Origin of the sequence: Marinobacter sp. 1-3A (genome assembly GCF_016597775.1) — a bacterium.
In the GTDB taxonomy this organism is placed as follows: Bacteria; Pseudomonadota; Gammaproteobacteria; order Pseudomonadales; family Oleiphilaceae; genus Marinobacter; species Marinobacter xiaoshiensis.
Genome location: NZ_VCGZ01000009.1, coordinates 96,227 through 112,820, shown reverse-complemented (window position 1 = coordinate 112,820; position 16,594 = coordinate 96,227). Strand labels below are relative to the sequence as shown.

The following is a 16,594-nucleotide window of genomic DNA, read 5'->3' as shown; positions in this document are numbered from 1 at the left end:
TCAGCCCCGCTCCTTCGCAAATTCAGTCATGTACTGGATCAAGGCATCTACGCCTGCTTCAGGCATGGCGTTATAGATACTGGCACGCATACCTCCCACCGAGCGGTGCCCTGCCAGATTCAACAAGCCCCGCGCATCGGCTCCTTTAAGGAAAGCACCGTTGAGGGCGTCATCCTGAAGGGTGAAGGGAATGTTCATCCAGGAACGGAAGCGTGGGTCGATTGGGTTGGCGTAAAACTCATTGGCATCAATAAAGCCGTACAGCTTTTCTGCTTTCCTGCGGTTTGTCTCGCCCATGGCAGTTACGCCGCCCTGGGCTTTCAACCACTTGAAAACCAGCCCCGCAAGATACCAGGAGTATGTTGCAGGCGTGTTGTACATGGAGCCGTTATCCGCAATCACCTGATAATTCATCATGGTTGGCGTGTCCTTGCGGGCTTTGCCAAGGAGGTCTTTCCGGATAATGACAACAACCAGGCCGGAGGGGCCTATGTTTTTCTGGGCACCTGCGTAGATAAGACCAAACTTTGAAACATCTACCGGGCGCGAAAGCATGGTAGAAGACATGTCCGCTACCAGCGGCACATTGGCGCTGTCGGGGACAAAATCAAACTCCAGACCACCGATGGTTTCGTTGGGGGTGTAATGCAGATAAGCGGCATCAGCACTGGTCTGCCATGTTGCTTGATCAGGAATGCTGACGAAGCCGCCCTCTTCCGAGCTCGCAACCACATTCACACCGGCGTAGCGTCTGGCTTCATCAATGGCCTTTTTCGACCAGATTCCAGTATTTACATAATCCGCAGACGTTTTGTCACCAAGCAGGTTCAGAGGAATCGTGGAGAACTGGCTTGATGCTCCACCCTGCATGAAAAGTACGGCGTAATCATCTGATACACCAGCCAATTCACGCAAGTCTCGCTCAGCAGTTTCGGCGATCTCAACGAACGCATCACTACGGTGGCTCATCTCCATTACGGACATGCCTGTGCCACGCCAGTCCAGCATTTCATCCCGTGCCTGTGCCAGCACACTTTCCGGCAAGGTTGCCGGACCTGCACAAAAGTTATACGCCCTGCTCATGTTCCTGTGGTCTCTCACGTCTTGCGGATTCGGTGTTCGGCAGTGCTGGCTTATTCCTCACCAGCATCCTGTTCCGGACTGTTAGTTTCGCTTTCGTTGGTTGAAACGTCTTCGCCTTCGATATCTGTATCTTCAACATCTACATCAGCATCTTCGATGTCGTCATCGTCGGTTTCAGCTATCCGCTCCACACCGACCAGGCGCTCGTCTTCCTGGCTCAATCTGATCAGACGTACACCCTGAGTGTTCCGACTGAGAACCGATACTTCATCCGTACGGGTACGAACCAGCGTGCCCTTGTCGGAAATCAGCATCATTTCGTCGCCTTCGAACAGCTGCAGTGCCGTTACCAGGTTGCCGTTACGCTCGGAGCACTGCATGGCAATAACGCCCTGACTGCCACGGCCGTAGGTTGGGAACTCTTCAAGTGCAGTGCGCTTGCCATAACCATTCTCACTCGCGGTCAGAATAACGCCGCCTTCCTGTGGAATGATCAGGGAGACCACCTGGTGGCCTTCTGGCATTCTGATACCGCGCACACCACGGGCTGTTCTGCTCAGCGGACGAACGGCTTCTTCATTAAAGCGAACCGCCTTGCCAGCTGAAGAAAACAGCATGATTTCCGCATCGCCCTCGGTTATTGCCGCGCCGATCAATGTATCGCCTTCATCCAGAGACAAGGCAATCAGGCCACTGCTGCGTGGGCGTGAGAAGTTGGGCAGAGCCGTCTTCTTGACCACGCCGGCAGACGTTGCCATAAGGACAAACTGGTTCTCGGGGTAATCACGCACCGGCAGGAATGTGGTGATACGCTCACCCTCATCCAACGGCAGAATGTTCACCATCGGCCGGCCACGAGACGCACGGCTGGCACGAGGAATCTCGAACACTCGCAACCAGTACACCTTGCCCCGGTTTGAGAAGCACAGAATGGTATCGTGGGAGTTGGCCACCAGAAGCTTTTCAACGAAATCTTCGTCTTTCATGGAGGTCGCAGCCTTACCACGGCCACCACGGCGCTGAGCCTGGTAATCTTCAACTGCTTGAGTCTTCGCGTAACCACTATGGGAGATAGTTACAACCAGCTCTTCTTCATCAATCAGGTCGGCGATTGTGAGGTCACGCTGTGAGCTAGTTATCTCAGTGCGACGCTCATCACCAAACTCTTCTACTACGGCTTCCAGCTCTTCACGGATAACCTGCATCAAACGATCAGGGTCAGCCAGAATCTCAAGCAAGCCAGCAATTTTTTCCAGGATTTCCTTGTACTCGTTCTGGAGCTTTTCAGTTTCCAGCCCCGTCAGGCGGTGCAGACGCATATCCAGGATAGCCTGGGTCTGTTCCGGAGACATAAAGTACAGGCCATCGCGCAGGCCATAGATTTCTGGCAGATCGTCCGGGCGGCAGGCATCTTCGCCAGCACGCTCAAGCATCGCCATTACATCACCTGGCGCCCAGCCACGGGCCATCAGCTTTTCCTTGGCTTCCACAGAGCTTGGGGAGGCCTTGATTAGCTCGATCATCTCATCGATGTTGGCCAGCGCAACAGTCAGGCCTTCAAGTATGTGGCCACGCTCACGGGCTTTACGCAGCTCAAAGATAGTACGGCGAGTGACCACTTCACGGCGGTGGCGCACGAACGCATCCAGCATTTCTTTAAGGTTAAGTATTCTTGGCTCGCCGTTGATCAGCGCAACCATGTTGATACCGAATACCGTCTGCAGCTGGGTGTGCTTGAACAGGTTGTTGACCACAACCTCCGGGTTTTCACCACGGCGCAGCTCTATAAAGATCCGAATACCTTCCTTGTTGGACTCATCCCGCAGCTCGGTGATGCCTTCCAGCCGCTTTTCCTTCACCAGCTCAGCGATCTTTTCGATCAGGCGAGCTTTGTTCAGCTGATACGGCAGCTCGGTGATAATAATGGCGTCACGATTGGTTTTCTTATCGGTTTCGATTTCGTGGCGGGCGCGAATGTAGATGCGGCCACGACCGGTACGATAGGCTTCAACAATGCCGGCACGGCCGTTGATGATACCTTCTGTCGGGAAATCCGGACCCGGAATGAACTCCATCAGTTCATCGCAGGTGAGATCCGGATTATCAATCAGCGCCAAACAACCATTAACCACTTCGGTCAGGTTGTGGGGCGGAATATTGGTCGCCATGCCTACAGCGATACCGGAAGAGCCGTTCACCAGCAGGTTAGGAACCCGGGTAGGCATAACTTCAGGAATGCGCTCTGTGCCGTCGTAGTTATCAACAAAATCTACGGTTTCTTTCTCGAGATCCGCCAGCAACGAGTGTGCAATTTTTTTCATGCGGATTTCGGTGTAACGCATGGCTGCCGCGTTATCACCGTCGATAGAACCAAAGTTGCCCTGGCCATCTACCAGCGGATACCGCAGAGAGAAAGGCTGGGCCATACGAACGATGGTGTCGTAAACAGCAATGTCACCATGCGGGTGGTATTTACCAATAACATCACCCACCACACGGGCAGACTTCTTGTAGGCCTTGTTCCAGTCGTTGTTCAGTTCGGACATAGCGAACAGAACACGACGGTGAACCGGCTTGAGGCCATCCCGCACGTCAGGAAGTGCTCGCCCGACAATTACGCTCATGGCGTAATCGAGGTAAGACTGCTTCAGTTCGTCTTCAATATTGACCGGCAGGATCTCTTTGGCTAATTCACCCATCGAGAAAGGTTCCTTTGCGTTATCTGGAAGTCGTTTCAGGGCCGCTTCCCGGCCCCATAATTATTCTTCGTCAAACCGCCAACTCTACCACAGTCGCACCCTGCTGGGGGCAACTGTGCGTCAGCCTTAATCAAATACTACCGTCTTGTTTTCGTGGGTAATCACGCGATCTTCGATATGAGAGCGCAATCCCCGTGCGAGAACATTTTTCTCTACATCCTTACCCAGACGCACCATGTCTTCGATGGTGTCACTGTGATTGATGCGAATAACGTCCTGCTCAATAATCGGCCCTTCATCAAGGTCCTGAGTCACGTAATGGCAGGTAGCGCCGATCAGCTTCACGCCGCGGCTGTATGCCTGGTGATAGGGACGTGCCCCGGCAAAGGACGGCAGAAAGCTGTGATGAATATTGATCACCTTGCCTGAGTACTTTGCACAAAGCTCGGCAGGCAAAATCTGCATGTAGCGCGCAAGCACCACCACATCGGCTTTGTAGCCCTCAAAAAGCTCGTCGACCTGGGCAAACGCTTCTTCACGATTAGCCTTGCTCACCGGAATATGGTGGTATGGAATACCATGCCACTCCACCATGCTACGCAAATCATCATGATTGGAGATAACAGCAACAATTTCAGCGTTGATTTCATTGCTGTGCCAGCGGTACAGGAGGTCAGCCACGCAGTGGGACTCCTTGCTGCACATCAGAACCACTTTTTTGGGCTGGGCCGAATCGGCGATATGCCAATTCATGTTGAATTCCCGGGCAATCGGCGCAAATGCCGCACGGAACTGCTCAAGGCCAAACGGGATAGACTCAGCTTTGATTTCGTGACGCATGAAAAACCAACCACTATGGGTATCGGAGTGGTGGCTTGCTTCGGTTATCCAGCCATTATAAGTGGACAGAAAATTACTCACCTTGGCGACAATTCCAACCCCATCGGGGCAGGAAATCACAAGACGGTAGGTATGCTCCATGAAAGCCTTTCCTTAACTGACAAACGGGAAAGCGGATGCGACGAAAACTCTTGCCGGAAACGGCAGCCCGAACAGGAACCCGAACAGAAACCAGGGTTAGCCGGTACGCACCCTATAAAATGACGGGCTATTATAGCCTATCTGAACATCAGAAACGAGGAATGGAGACATGGACAGAGGCCCGCACCAGCAAATTCGAAAAGCCCGACTCACTGTACCCTCAGGCAGGCTACGCGCACTCACCCTGATGACAAGCCTGACTGTATACCTTGCAACTCTGGCATCACCGGTTTTCAGCCAGGCCATTCTGGAGGGCGAGCGCTTTTACCCCGCCAGCGCGTCTAACGGCATGGTGGCATCCAGCCACACCCTGGCTACAGAGGTAGCTCTGGACGTACTGAAAAACGGCGGCAACGCTGTGGATGCCGCTGTAACTGCCGGTTTTGCCTTGGCCGTCACCCAGCCAAGATCCGGAAACATCGGTGGTGGTGGTTTCATGTTGATCTCAAAAGGCGATGGCTCTGAACCGGAAGCCATAGATTACCGGGAAAAAGCGCCCTCAGGCGCCACTGAAACCATGTATCAGGATGAATCCGGAGAAGTGGTCAAGGATCGCAGCCGGTTTACCCATCTGGCTGCGGGTGTCCCCGGCACCGTTGCCGGCTTTGCCCTGGCATTGGAACGCCACGGCACTATATCCCTGAAGCAGGCACTGGCACCGGCAATCAAACTTGCCCGGGAGGGTTTTATTGTTCCTAAGCGCTTCAGCGAAGGTCTTGAACAAGCCCGCGAGCGGCTTCAGCGCTGGCCCGCAACCCAGGCAACTTTTTACAAGGAAGACGGCTCCGCCTGGCAAGCCGGCGAGCGTTTTCGTCAACCGGAACTAGCAGACACCCTGCAGCGTATTGCAGATGATGGCGTGAAAGGTTTTTACGAAGGGGAAACTGCACGGCTGATTGTTGAAGAAATGGAAAGGCACGGCGGCCTCATTACCCGACAGGATCTTGAAAACTATCAGCCGGCTGTGCGCGCCCCTGTGCATGGAAACTACCGGGGCTACGATATCTACTCCATGTCACCGCCCTCCTCTGGAGGCGCTCACATTGTGCAGATACTGAATGTTCTTGAAGGCTTCCCTATCTCAGAGCTGGGCCACAACTCGGCGGATACGATTCACTATATGACCGAAGCCATGAAGCTGGCCTATGCCGACCGCTCTGAATATTTGGGCGATACGGATTATGTAGACGTGCCACTGAAAGGACTGACCAGTAAATCTTATGCCGACGAATTGCGGCAAGGCATCAAGATGGACAAGGCTCGCCCGGCGAGTGAGGTTCGTCCCGGCCAACCAGCAAGCTACGAAAGCCCTGAAACCACGCATTTTTCGGTTGTAGATAAATGGGGCAATGCGGTATCAAACACCTACACCATCAACTTCAGTTATGGCTCAGGCATCACCGTACAAGGTGCCGGCTTTCTGCTCAACAATGAAATGGACGATTTCAGCGCCAAGCCGGGCGTGCCCAATGCCTACGGCCTGATTGGCGGCGCAGCAAACAAAGTGGAGCCTGGTAAGCGCATGCTCAGCTCCATGTCGCCCACCATTGTGCGCAAAGGTGACCGCAACTTTCTGGTCACCGGCAGCCCTGGCGGCTCGCGCATTATCACTACAACCCTGCAAGTGATCATGAACGTGATTGACCACGGCATGAATATACAAACCGCCGTCAACGCGCCACGCATACATCACCAGTGGTTGCCGGATGAAATTCGCATTGAACAAGGTATCAGCAAGGACACTATACGCCTGCTGGAAAGCCGGGGGCACAAGGTGGTCACCAACTCGGCTATGGGTGCCATTCAGAGTATTATGATTGGAGAAGATGGCACGCTATATGGCGGAGCAGACCCGAGGCGCAGCACGTCTTCGGCCATGGGCTACTAACTCAATAGACAAACTGGAGGCATCTATTATGTTTCTGTCTGTACAACTGAGCTGTTATCCCCTCAAGGATGACTATAAACAACCCATCTGGGACCTCATCGCCCGGCTGGAAGAGACCGGCCTGCAAGTTGTCGCCGGTCGTATGAGCACCGAAATCTTCGGCGAGTACGACGAAGTTATGAAGGTACTCTCAGACGCCATGAGGTGGTCATTCGAGACCTACGGAAAGTCGGTTTTTGTTGCCAAGATTATGGAGGGTGATCGGAGGCCGAAGTAATTCAAGCCTGCGTAACCAGCATATCGCTGAACAATGCCAGGCAAAACCCTAACACCGCACCAAGTGGAGGCCCCCAGTGCTTGTCCAATCGGGACTGGGGCGCTATATCCTGAAAAATCAGGTACAGAATACCGCCAGATGCCACCAGCATGATGGTTCCCAGAACCACGGGCTGCTCAGACAGGAAGAAGTACCCAAGCAACCCTGCAACCGGCCCAGCCATTGCCAGTCCAGTCATGACTGCCAGGGTTTTCCTTGATGTATAACCCGGTTTGTCCAGAAATTCGCGGTAGGCGTTAAAGCCTTCCGGCAGGTTTTGCATAGCAATCAGCACAGCCATCAAGGGCGCAAGGCTTGGGTTAACGATGATCAGCCCACCCAAGGCGGCGGCTTCGGGCACGAAATCCAGCATCACCCCCATCAACTGCGGCGATTCCCGATGATGAACGCCCAGCATCCGCTCAATCCAGAAAAACAGCAGGCCACCGGCAATAATGGCGGGAATAGCCCAGAAAGAATCGCCAATGCTCGACTGCCCTTCCGGTATCAGCACAATGGTCACGGCACCCAGCAAAATGCCCCCGCCCAAGGCGATCAGAAAGTGCCGAAACTCCTGTTCCAGCCAGTTGGGACCGATGCGTTCAACCCTTGCCAGTAATCCGCCAAGTGGGATGCAGATACCGGCAAGAGCAGTCAGACCAACGATGTAGGCAATGTCAGAAATCATCAAAATGCCTGAATTAATTAATCAGGAGCCTTCGGAAACCCCACCAATCTTATCCAGGGTTTTGCACTCAAAGTCGCTCGCATCGTGGCGCTCATGCAGCTGGGTTTCTGGCTCACCCCAAGCGCGATTCACCATACGCCCACGCTGCACAGCCGGGCGCTTTTTAATCTCCAGTGCCCAGCGCATCACATTGGTGTAGGTGTGCGCCTCAAGAAACTCTGCGGCATCGTATACGGCGTTAGTCACCAGGGCGCCGTACCAGGGCCAGGCTGCCATATCGGCAATGGTGTACTCATCGCCGGCAATATACTGGTTATTGGCCAACTGACGATCCAACACATCCAGCTGCCGCTTCACTTCCATGGTGTAGCGGTTAATGGGGTACTCGTACTTTTCAGGTGCATAGGCAAAGAAATGTCCAAAGCCACCACCCACAAAAGCCGCACTGCCCATCTGCCAGAACAACCAATTAAGCGTTTCGGTGCGCCCTTTGATATCCGATGGCAGGAACCGATCAAATTTTTCCGCCAGGTAAAGCAGTATGGAACCAGATTCAAATACGCGAACAGCAGGATCCTGAGACCGGTCCATCAGCGCGGGTATTTTGGAATTGGGGTTCACATCCACAAACCCGCTGCCGAACTGCTCGCCCTCATTAATGCGGATGATCCAGGCATCGTACTCCGCTTCGTTAATACCCAGCTCCAGCAGCTCCTCCAGCATTATCGTAACTTTCACACCATTTGGCGTAGCCAGTGAATAAAGCTGAAAAGGATGCTTACCAACTGGCAGCTCTTTATCGTGAGTCGGGCCAGCAATGGGGCGGTTAATATTTGAAAAAGCGCCACCGCTTGCAGACTCCCATTTCCAGACTTTGGGCGGGACGTAGCTGGAATCGCTCATAATGACGGGCTCCTTGAACACTGTTTGTTTGCTAATGAATGTATTCTGCGCCGATTTCAGAACCTTAAACAGGCCCGTTTGTGATCTTCGACAAGTCCAGGTTCACATCAAAAATTTTGCCATGAACTTTTTCAACACCAAGCCCCTTGAGTCTTGCTGTGTGCTTTTCAAGATAAGCCTGAGCCGTTTCTTCTGTTTTAAAAAGGTAAATCCCGCCAGCATCATTTTCAGATGCGTTCTCTGTCCATATTTTCCAGATAAAGCCGGGCTCTTCAGTGATAGAAACAGCAAGATCTTTTAGCGCCTCAGCCATTTCTGCACCAAAAGGACCAGTAAAAGGAAAATCAACCTGTAATAACTTTGCCATCTGATAGAACTCCTGTTTTCGGCAGACGCTGCCATAATGCTTAATAAGACATGGAACGTTCTGCCAAGCCGGCCAGGACATTCCACTATAGAAGAAAACACTTCAACAACACGATACCAACCAAAAGGGAACCTGGCGTATGCCAATGATAGGCTGGTTTTTTATACTCGCTGCCCTGGGCCTGATATTGGGCAGTCTGTTCATGCTTCGGGACTCAGCCAGCAAAATGCATATTCCGAAAGACAAGCTGGAGAAAATCCGTAAGCGCAAGGCAGAGCTTGAAGCCGAGGAAAAAAAAGACGATCAGTGGTAAGCCGCGTCTGTTCTCGCAGCCATGATGAAGTCATTCTTGTGCAGCCCACCGATTGAGTGGGTCCACCAACTTATTGTCGCCTTCCCATATTCCAGCAAGATAGCCGGATGATGATTCTCTCCCTCAGCCAGCTCGCCCACCATGTTGGTAAACGCCAGAGCCTGAGCGAAATTTTTGAATTTAAATGCCCGGCGCAATTGCTCTTCGCCATCGACGCTGAGGATTTCCCAATCCTGAACGCCTTTGTGCAGTGAGCGCTTCTCCTCATCGGTTACCTTGGGGGCGCTAGCATTACACGCCTCACAATGCTGTTCAGCCAGTCCACTCATGCATAACCTCCGAGCTGATATCCGAATTTCCTACCGCTATAGATAATACAAGATGGGTCCGCTCACTCATTTTATCAACCGGCGTCTTGAAATCAGCCTCTCTTCGGAATACTGTATATTTAAACAGTATTTCGGAAATATGCCATGAGCGAGCTTATTAATACGCTAATGCAGGACGCCCGTGTCTGGCAGGGACACAGGCACAACAAAACCACTCAACCGGCAGAACCGACCGGTTACCAGGCTCTGGATAACCAGCTTGGCGGACTTGGCTGGCCCCGTGGTGCTTTGAGCGAGTGCCTGCTGGACGCGCCCGGTATCGGTGAGCTGACCCTGTTAGTGCCTCTAATGCAGAGGCTTTCGCAAGATGGCAAAACCGTGTTCTGGCTGAACCCGCCACACACGCCCTATGCCCCGGCGCTGGCGAGAGAAGGCATCAACCTGGATCAGGTCATCATGATCCACACTGAAGACAAGGGCGATTTTCTATGGACTCTGGAAAACTGCCTGCGCTCCCCGGTTACCGGCCTGGTAATGGCTTGGCCCGGCAAACTGGCTGCCCGGGAAATCCGGCGCTTGCAGTTGGCGGCTGAGGCCGGAAGCAACGTTTGCGTGCTTTTTCGTGAGCGCCATTACGCCGAACAAAACTCCCCGGCTGCCTTGCGCCTTGAGCTGGAGCCTGACCATCAGCAGAGCCTGAAAGTGAATGTAGTGAAACGTCGCGGTAGCTGGCCGGGGCAACGCTGCTCGCTTGCCATAGCTCATCGGGCAAGTCTGTCCCACCATGAAACACCCCGAGTGGTTCAAGGCCCCTGGCCTACGGCGGCACGGTAACTTCCATGCTTTGGCTGCATTTACACTTTCCTCACCTGCTACTGGATCACATTCGCCGTTCCGGTGAAAACGTCGCTGCCCTGGCGATTGTGGAGGGTTCCGGGCAACAGGTAATACAGGCCTGCCCCGCTGCCCGGGATCTGGGCGTGAAAGCTGGCATGCGGCTAAAAACGGCCATTAGTCTTGCGCCAGATCTGGGAATAGTAAGAGCAGACCAGGCACAGGAAACCCGTATTCTGGAAGACCAGGCCCTTTGGGTGTACCGCTATGCGGCTCATATTGTTCTGGTTCCGCCTAACGGTTTGCTAGCTGAAATAGGCAGTCTGCAGCGATTGTACGGCGGCCTTCCGGCAGCTTGGCGAACAATAGAAGAAGTACTGCACGAGCGTCAGCTTACTGCCTGGATGGGCATTGGCCACACCCCCTTGGCTGCGGGCCTTATCGCACGCAACGGCATGGGTGAATGCACATCTGATACAGCCCAAATCCTCCGGACTCTAGGCAGAATACCCCTGCAAGCCGCGGAGTTTGATACGCGCACCAGCACACGCTTGAAACGGCTTGGTTTGAGCACCCTTGGTGAAGTCTTCGGTTTACCCCCGGCAGAGATGGCACGGCGGCTATCCCCCGAAACCCTGGCGACTATCCAGAAAATTCAGGGGTCAAGAGCCGATCCTCAACCCCCTTGGCAACCATCACATCACTTCCGGCAACAAGCAGACTTTGTTCAGGATATTGAACGGTCACAGGGGCTGCTTTTCCCACTGCATCGCATGCTTTCTGAACTGGAAAAAGATCTGTGTTGGCGCCAGCAGGATACCGATTGCTTACTGCTAGTGCTTCAGCACAGAAACGGGGAACCTACGCACCTTCGCATTCGTACATCCGGCCCGGAACACCGCGCGGAGGCATTTTTGAGCCTCATCACCCTACGCTTTGAACAACAGCCGCTTAAAGCTCCGGTCGCATCGTTGCGCCTGACGGTTAAACGGTTTCTAGGCCGGGAAATGCACGGCGGGCAAGATTTGCTAGGCGAAAGCCAGGACCTGAATGAAGCTTGGCACACCCTGATAAGCCGCCTGCAGGCAAGGCTTGGGGAGAATGCACTTAAACAGCTGGCACCCACGGATGACCACCGGCCCGAGCGGGCATGGAGCACCTCAGACGTGCGACGATCAAACCGCGCAACCATAGCAGCGACAGGCCAACTGCCCTGTCGCCCTCTGTGGCTTCTGCAAGGCCCTCAGCCGCTAACAGAAACCCCCAAAGCCTGGTTTACCGGCCCGGAACGGATTAGCGGGGGCTGGTGGGACGGCCAGCGAGTACACCGGGATTATTACATTGCCCAATTGAACAGCGGACAACTGGCCTGGGTATTCCGGGATATGCGGGAAGGCTGGTTTATACACGGATGGTTTGGCTGATGGGTGAATCTTCTTATGCCGAACTGTTCTGCTTCAGTAACTTCACCTTCCTGACTGGAGCCTCTCATCCCCATGAGCTTGCGGAGCGCGCCGCAGAGCTTGGGTATACAGCACTGGCCATTACCGATGCCTGCTCGGTTGCGGGCATCCCCCGAGCCTGGGCAGCACTGAAAGAAAGCCCGGTTAAACTGATTACCGGGAGCTGGTTTGAGCTGGCCGACAGCCCACCCGATGCCAGCACACCCCGATTTATTCTTCTGGCCCGCACTCGCAAAGGCTATGGCCAGCTCTGCCAGTTTATAACCACCGGTCGGCGCCGGGCAGAAAAAGGCCAATATCAGCTTTTTCATAGTGATGCGGAAACCCATGCCCTGGATGACTGCCTGTGCCTGTGGTTACCGCCCTCACCGGCTGAAGCCGATGCAGATCAAGCGCTGGCCTGCGGCGAATGGTTGCTCCGGCTGTTTGAGCACCGCCTCTGGATTGCCGCCGCCCGCACCCTTGAGTCCGGTGAAGAGCAACAACTGGCCCGGGTTCGCTGGCTTTGCGAGCATTTGCGCTGCCCGGTAACCGCCACCGGCGCAGTGCACATGCACAGCCGGCAACGCCAGCCATTGCAAGATGTCTTAACTGCCCTGCGTAACCACACCAGCCTGGAAAACGCCGGCCACTGCCTGTTTCAGAACGGTGAACGATACTTGCGCCCTCTACCGGTTCTGCAACGGTTGTTTCCCGAAGCCTGGCTGAAAGAATCTTTACACATTGCTCAACAGTGCACCTTTGAGCCCGGCAGCCTGCGTTACGAATACCCTCCTGATCTCGTACCCAAGGGGGACACCCCGGCCGCCTATCTGAAGCGCTTGACCCAGGAAGGTGAACGGCGACGCTACCCGGCAGGCACACCACTGTCTGTTCAGGCCCTGATACGCAAAGAACTGGGGCTGATTTCTGAGATGAAGTACGAACACTACTTCCTCACCATCCACGACATAGTTGCCTTCGCCCGCAGCCGGGGCATTCTGTGCCAGGGCCGTGGCTCCGCTGCCAACTCCGCCGTGTGCTATTGCCTGGGCATTACCGAAGTAAACCCGGCCCAGGTCGACCTGCTGTTTGAACGTTTCATTTCCAAAGACAGAAACGAGCCGCCGGACATCGACGTGGACTTTGAACACGAATGCCGGGAAGAAGTGATTCAGTACATCTACCAACGCTACAGCCGGGAGCGGGCTGCACTGGCCGCAACCGTTATCCGCTACCGCCCAAAGAGCGCTATTCGCGACGTTGGCAAAGCCCTGGGGTTTGACCCTGCACTGGTGGAACAACTACTGGAAGGCATCGACTGGCGTGACAAAGCCACCAACTGGCGTCAGCAGATTCTCGACAAGCGCCTGACCCGCAACCCGAAAGTGGCAGACCAGTTCTTTGCTCTGGTAAACACCCTGCTCGGCTTCCCCCGGCACCTTTCCCAACACGTGGGGGGGTTCGTTATCAGTTCGGGCCCGCTGAGCGAACTGGTGCCGGTAGAAAATGCCGCCATGGCAGACCGCACCGTTATCCAGTGGGACAAAGACGACCTTGAAAGCCTGGGCCTGATGAAAGTAGACGTGCTCGCACTGGGCATGCTGACCGCCATCCGCAAAGCCCTGGAGCTGATCAGCCAGCAGAAAGGCCAGCCCTTTCGCATGCAGGACATTCCCCAGGAAGACCCGGCCACCTACAACATGCTGCAAAAAGGCGACAGCATCGGCGTATTCCAGGTGGAATCCCGCGCCCAGATCAACATGCTGCCCAGGCTCAAACCCGAAACCTTCTACGACCTGGTCATCGAAGTGGCCATCGTCCGCCCCGGCCCCATCCAGGGTGACATGGTGCACCCATACCTGCGCCGCAAGCACGGGCTTGAGCCGGTGGACTATCCCAACGACGCCATCCGTGGCGTACTGGAACGCACTTTAGGCGTGCCCATTTTCCAGGAACAAGTCATCAAGCTGGCCATGGTGGCCGCCGGATTCACCGCTGGCGAAGCCGACCAACTCCGCCGCGCCATGGCCGCCTGGAAATCCCACGGCGACATGACCCCCTTCCGGGAAAAACTCATCAACGGCATGCTGGCACGGGGCCACAATGCGGACTTTGCCGAGCGCCTATACCTGCAAATCTGCGGCTTCGGCGGCTACGGCTTCCCGGAATCCCACGCAGCCAGCTTCGCCCTGCTCGTTTACGTTTCCGCCTGGATAAAACGCCACTACCCAGCCGCCTTCTACTGCGCCCTACTCAACAGCCAGCCCATGGGATTCTACTCCCCATCGCAACTGCTACAGGACGCCAAACGCCACAACGTAGTGACACTACCTCCAGACATCAACAACAGCCAGTGGAACCACACTCTGGAAGGCCCGGACCTTCAACTACGCCTGGGCCTGAGAATCATCCAGGGATTCCCAGCCAGTGCCGCCGAGCGCCTACACCAAAACCGTCCCGAAACCGGCTACCGATCGTCCGCCGAATTACGCCGCCTGGCAGGCCTCAACCAGCGCGAAATGGAACTCCTCGCCGGCGCCAACGCCATGCCCGCCTTCGCGGCTAACCGCCACCAGGCCTACTGGCAACTCTTGGGCCACGAAAAGCCCTCAGAGCTCTTCGCTGCGGCAGAAGAAGACGAACACTACGAACTGGAAACCTGCAGCCAACTACCAGAACCCACCGAAGGCCAGAACGTCCTCGCCGACTACGCCAGCCAGGGCCTGACCCTCCAACGCCACCCACTGGCCCTGCTCCGGGAACAAGGCCACCTACAGTTCTGCCTAAGCGCCGAACAACTAAAAACCACCAAAGCCGGCATCCCGGTACAGGTAGCCGGCCTGGTAACCGGCCGCCAACGCCCCGGCTCCGCCTCCGGCGTTACCTTCGTTACCCTGGAAGACGAAACCGGCAACGTGAACGTAGTCGTCTGGCTGGAAACCGCCCGCCGGCAGCGCAAGCCGTTACTCACCGCACGGTTGTTACACGTAAAAGGCATTCTGGAAAGAGAGGGGGAGATTGTTCACGTAATGGCGGGGAAACTCTCGGACCTGAGCCACCTCATTCAGGCCCTTCCGGTTAACTCACGGGATTTTCACTAAGCTTGTGTTGCCAACGCTGAATTAAAGGGAAATATCACCGGAGTTCATAGAGTCGGTGCGGGGCCGATTTTCAGGAATGTCGGAGGCCATGGACGGCCGGAGACAAGCGCACAGGGATGTGCTCGTAGCGGTTCCTGAAAATCGGCCCCGTGCCGGCTCATACTCCCAAAGTCACGCCCCTAAAAGCAGAAAACCCCACACAAAGGCGGGGTTTTCTGTAAAGCACTACAAGAGCAACAATCAGCTAAGCAGCTTGATCATCACACCCGCAGCAACAGCAGAACCGATAACACCAGCAACGTTCGGCCCCATAGCGTGCATCAGCAGGAAGTTCTGCGGATTCGCCTCAAGACCAACCTTGTTGGAAACCCGCGCCGCCATCGGCACCGCAGATACACCGGCAGAACCAATCAACGGGTTGATCGGATCCTTACTGAACTTGTTCATCAGCTTGGCCATGAGAACACCACACGCTGTGCCCACACCAAACGCTACGATACCCAGCCCCAGAATACCCAGAGTCTGGCCATCCAGGAACTTGTCTGCCATCAGCTTCGAGCCAACAGACAAACCCAGGAAGATCGTCGTGATGTTGATCAGGGCATTCTGCGCGGTATCGCTCAGACGCTCCACCACACCACATTCGCGCATCAGGTTACCGAAGCAGAACATACCCAGCAGAGGCGCAGCATCTGGCAAGAACAGAACCACAGCGATCAGAACAACCAGCGGGAAAACAATCTTTTCACGCTTGCTGACAGGGCGCAGCTGGGACATCTTGATAGCCCGCTCTTTTTCAGTCGTCAGAGCTTTCATGATCGGCGGCTGAATCATTGGGACCATCGCCATGTACGCGTACGCAGAGACAGCAATTGCACCCAGCAGATGCGGAGCCAGGACACTGGAAACGTAGATCGACGTAGGACCATCAGCGCCACCAATGATACCGATAGCAGCGGCTTCCAGAATGGTAAAGTCCAGAATACCAAGCCAGTCAAGCAATGCGGCACCCAAAACCGTTCCGAAGATACCGAACTGGGCTGCGGCGCCCAACAGCATGGTTTTCGGGTTCGCCAGCAGCGGACCGAAATCCGTCATTGCGCCAACACCCATGAAAATCACCAGAGGACCAATGGTGCTGCCGATAACCACAGAATAGAAGTTATACAGCATGCCGTTACCGTAGCCGGCATCCTGAGCAACCGCATTAACTGCTGCCATTTCGGAATAGCTGGCTTCTTTCACGGCTACCTTGAAGGCTTCTTTCAGCTCAGGCGTAATCGCCTGACCAGCCTGATAGGCAACATCCAAAGGCGCCGCAAGCGCAGCCAAAAGCTCACCTTTACCGCCATTCAAAGCGAAATGGATTGCATTTTCCGCCGCAGTCAGAGCAAGCCCTGCCTCCGGAATATTCGCCAGAATACCGCCGAACCCGATAGGCACCAGCAACAATGGCTCAAACCCCTTGCGAATCGCAAGGAACAGAAGAAGCAGGCCAACGGCGATCATGATCACCTGACCAAACTCTATATTGAACAGGCCACTACCTGTCCATAACGTCATTAACTTATCCATGGAATGCTGGCC

14 protein-coding genes are annotated in these 16,594 nt (G+C 54.9%); 6 read left to right on the top strand and 8 right to left on the bottom strand.

Translation table 11 applies throughout. The annotated features are described in order from the left end of the window. The 3 genes from serC to purU form a co-directional block, all read right to left on the bottom strand. Entirely contained in the window at positions 1-1,083 is a 1,083-nt protein-coding gene (gene serC / locus FE848_RS14300; protein ID WP_200204354.1) for a 3-phosphoserine/phosphohydroxythreonine transaminase, read from the bottom strand. A 50-nt stretch (positions 1,084-1,133) separates the two neighbouring features. Beyond that, entirely contained in the window at positions 1,134-3,782 is a 2,649-nt protein-coding gene (gene gyrA, locus FE848_RS14295; protein ID WP_200204352.1) for a DNA gyrase subunit A, read from the bottom strand. A gap of 126 nt (positions 3,783-3,908) precedes the next feature. Continuing rightward, complete coding sequence (gene purU, locus FE848_RS14290; RefSeq protein ID WP_200204350.1) at positions 3,909-4,763, bottom strand: formyltetrahydrofolate deformylase; 855 nt, start codon at positions 4,761-4,763, stop codon at positions 3,909-3,911. A gap of 169 nt (positions 4,764-4,932) precedes the next feature. On the opposite strand from purU, the gene ggt reads away from it, so the two are divergent. Then, positions 4,933-6,711, top strand: coding sequence for a gamma-glutamyltransferase (ggt, locus tag FE848_RS14285; protein ID WP_200204348.1), 1,779 nt, complete (start codon positions 4,933-4,935; stop codon positions 6,709-6,711). Positions 6,712-6,739: 28 nt separating this feature from the next. After that, positions 6,740-6,988, top strand: a complete 249-nt coding sequence (locus tag FE848_RS14280; protein WP_200204346.1) for a YkoF family thiamine/hydroxymethylpyrimidine-binding protein — start codon at positions 6,740-6,742, stop codon at positions 6,986-6,988. 1 nt (position 6,989) lies between these two features. Here FE848_RS14280 and FE848_RS14275 read toward each other — a convergent pair whose 3' ends face one another. From FE848_RS14275 to FE848_RS14265, 3 genes are all read right to left on the bottom strand, one after another. Then, positions 6,990-7,715: a ZIP family metal transporter gene (locus FE848_RS14275; RefSeq protein ID WP_200204345.1), complete on the bottom strand. Its 726-nt coding sequence runs from the start codon at positions 7,713-7,715 to the stop codon at positions 6,990-6,992. Positions 7,716-7,736: 21 nt separating this feature from the next. After that, the gene (gene yghU / locus FE848_RS14270) at positions 7,737-8,618 is read right to left on the bottom strand and encodes a glutathione-dependent disulfide-bond oxidoreductase (protein WP_200204343.1); all 882 of its coding nucleotides are present in this window, start codon (positions 8,616-8,618) and stop codon (positions 7,737-7,739) included. 64 nt (positions 8,619-8,682) lie between these two features. After that, positions 8,683-8,985 carry a monooxygenase gene (locus FE848_RS14265; RefSeq protein WP_200204341.1) on the bottom strand — a complete coding sequence of 101 codons (303 nt, stop codon included), beginning with the start codon at positions 8,983-8,985 and terminating at the stop codon, positions 8,683-8,685. Positions 8,986-9,124: 139 nt separating this feature from the next. Between FE848_RS14265 and FE848_RS14260 the strand changes: the two genes are divergently transcribed. Continuing rightward, positions 9,125-9,298 (top strand): DUF2897 family protein, encoded by a 174-nt coding sequence (locus tag FE848_RS14260; protein WP_200204338.1) that lies wholly within the window; start codon positions 9,125-9,127, stop codon positions 9,296-9,298. On the opposite strand, the gene FE848_RS14255 is transcribed toward FE848_RS14260, so the two are convergent. Continuing rightward, positions 9,289-9,627: a 4a-hydroxytetrahydrobiopterin dehydratase gene (locus tag FE848_RS14255; protein ID WP_200204335.1), complete on the bottom strand. Its 339-nt coding sequence runs from the start codon at positions 9,625-9,627 to the stop codon at positions 9,289-9,291. The two genes, FE848_RS14260 and FE848_RS14255, sit on opposite strands and share 10 nt — an antisense overlap. A gap of 144 nt (positions 9,628-9,771) precedes the next feature. Here FE848_RS14255 and imuA point away from each other — a divergent pair, with 144 nt between their 5' ends. Genes imuA through FE848_RS14240 form a run of 3 tightly spaced genes read left to right on the top strand, consistent with a single transcriptional unit; the run spans position 9,772 to position 15,007 of the window. After that, positions 9,772-10,461 carry a translesion DNA synthesis-associated protein ImuA gene (gene imuA, locus FE848_RS14250; protein ID WP_200204333.1) on the top strand — a complete coding sequence of 230 codons (690 nt, stop codon included), beginning with the start codon at positions 9,772-9,774 and terminating at the stop codon, positions 10,459-10,461. A 5-nt stretch (positions 10,462-10,466) separates the two neighbouring features. Continuing rightward, positions 10,467-11,885 carry a Y-family DNA polymerase gene (locus tag FE848_RS14245; protein ID WP_200204331.1) on the top strand — a complete coding sequence of 473 codons (1,419 nt, stop codon included), beginning with the start codon at positions 10,467-10,469 and terminating at the stop codon, positions 11,883-11,885. Further along, positions 11,885-15,007, top strand: a complete 3,123-nt coding sequence (locus FE848_RS14240; RefSeq protein ID WP_200204329.1) for an error-prone DNA polymerase — start codon at positions 11,885-11,887, stop codon at positions 15,005-15,007. Before FE848_RS14245 ends, FE848_RS14240 begins: the two co-directional genes overlap by 1 nt. Positions 15,008-15,247: 240 nt before the next feature. Here FE848_RS14240 and FE848_RS14235 read toward each other — a convergent pair whose 3' ends face one another. Then, entirely contained in the window at positions 15,248-16,582 is a 1,335-nt protein-coding gene (locus tag FE848_RS14235; protein WP_227715361.1) for a sodium ion-translocating decarboxylase subunit beta, read from the bottom strand. Positions 16,583-16,594 lie beyond the last annotated feature (12 nt).

What these genes read in the sequence shown, in the direction of transcription:
- imuA (WP_200204333.1), top strand. Translation starts at nt 9,772, where the DNA reads ATGAGCGAGCTTATTAATACGCTAATGCAGGACGCCCGTGTCTGGCAG.
- serC (WP_200204354.1), bottom strand. Translation starts at nt 1,083, where the DNA reads ATGAGCAGGGCGTATAACTTTTGTGCAGGTCCGGCAACCTTGCCGGAA.
- FE848_RS14240 (WP_200204329.1), top strand. Translation starts at nt 11,885, where the DNA reads ATGGGTGAATCTTCTTATGCCGAACTGTTCTGCTTCAGTAACTTCACC.
- FE848_RS14280 (WP_200204346.1), top strand. Translation starts at nt 6,740, where the DNA reads ATGTTTCTGTCTGTACAACTGAGCTGTTATCCCCTCAAGGATGACTAT.
- purU (WP_200204350.1), bottom strand. Translation starts at nt 4,763, where the DNA reads ATGGAGCATACCTACCGTCTTGTGATTTCCTGCCCCGATGGGGTTGGA.
- FE848_RS14235 (WP_227715361.1), bottom strand. Translation starts at nt 16,582, where the DNA reads ATGGATAAGTTAATGACGTTATGGACAGGTAGTGGCCTGTTCAATATA.
- FE848_RS14275 (WP_200204345.1), bottom strand. Translation starts at nt 7,715, where the DNA reads ATGATTTCTGACATTGCCTACATCGTTGGTCTGACTGCTCTTGCCGGT.
- yghU (WP_200204343.1), bottom strand. Translation starts at nt 8,618, where the DNA reads ATGAGCGATTCCAGCTACGTCCCGCCCAAAGTCTGGAAATGGGAGTCT.
- ggt (WP_200204348.1), top strand. Translation starts at nt 4,933, where the DNA reads ATGGACAGAGGCCCGCACCAGCAAATTCGAAAAGCCCGACTCACTGTA.
- gyrA (WP_200204352.1), bottom strand. Translation starts at nt 3,782, where the DNA reads ATGGGTGAATTAGCCAAAGAGATCCTGCCGGTCAATATTGAAGACGAA.
- FE848_RS14255 (WP_200204335.1), bottom strand. Translation starts at nt 9,627, where the DNA reads ATGAGTGGACTGGCTGAACAGCATTGTGAGGCGTGTAATGCTAGCGCC.
- FE848_RS14260 (WP_200204338.1), top strand. Translation starts at nt 9,125, where the DNA reads ATGCCAATGATAGGCTGGTTTTTTATACTCGCTGCCCTGGGCCTGATA.
- FE848_RS14245 (WP_200204331.1), top strand. Translation starts at nt 10,467, where the DNA reads ATGCTTTGGCTGCATTTACACTTTCCTCACCTGCTACTGGATCACATT.
- FE848_RS14265 (WP_200204341.1), bottom strand. Translation starts at nt 8,985, where the DNA reads ATGGCAAAGTTATTACAGGTTGATTTTCCTTTTACTGGTCCTTTTGGT.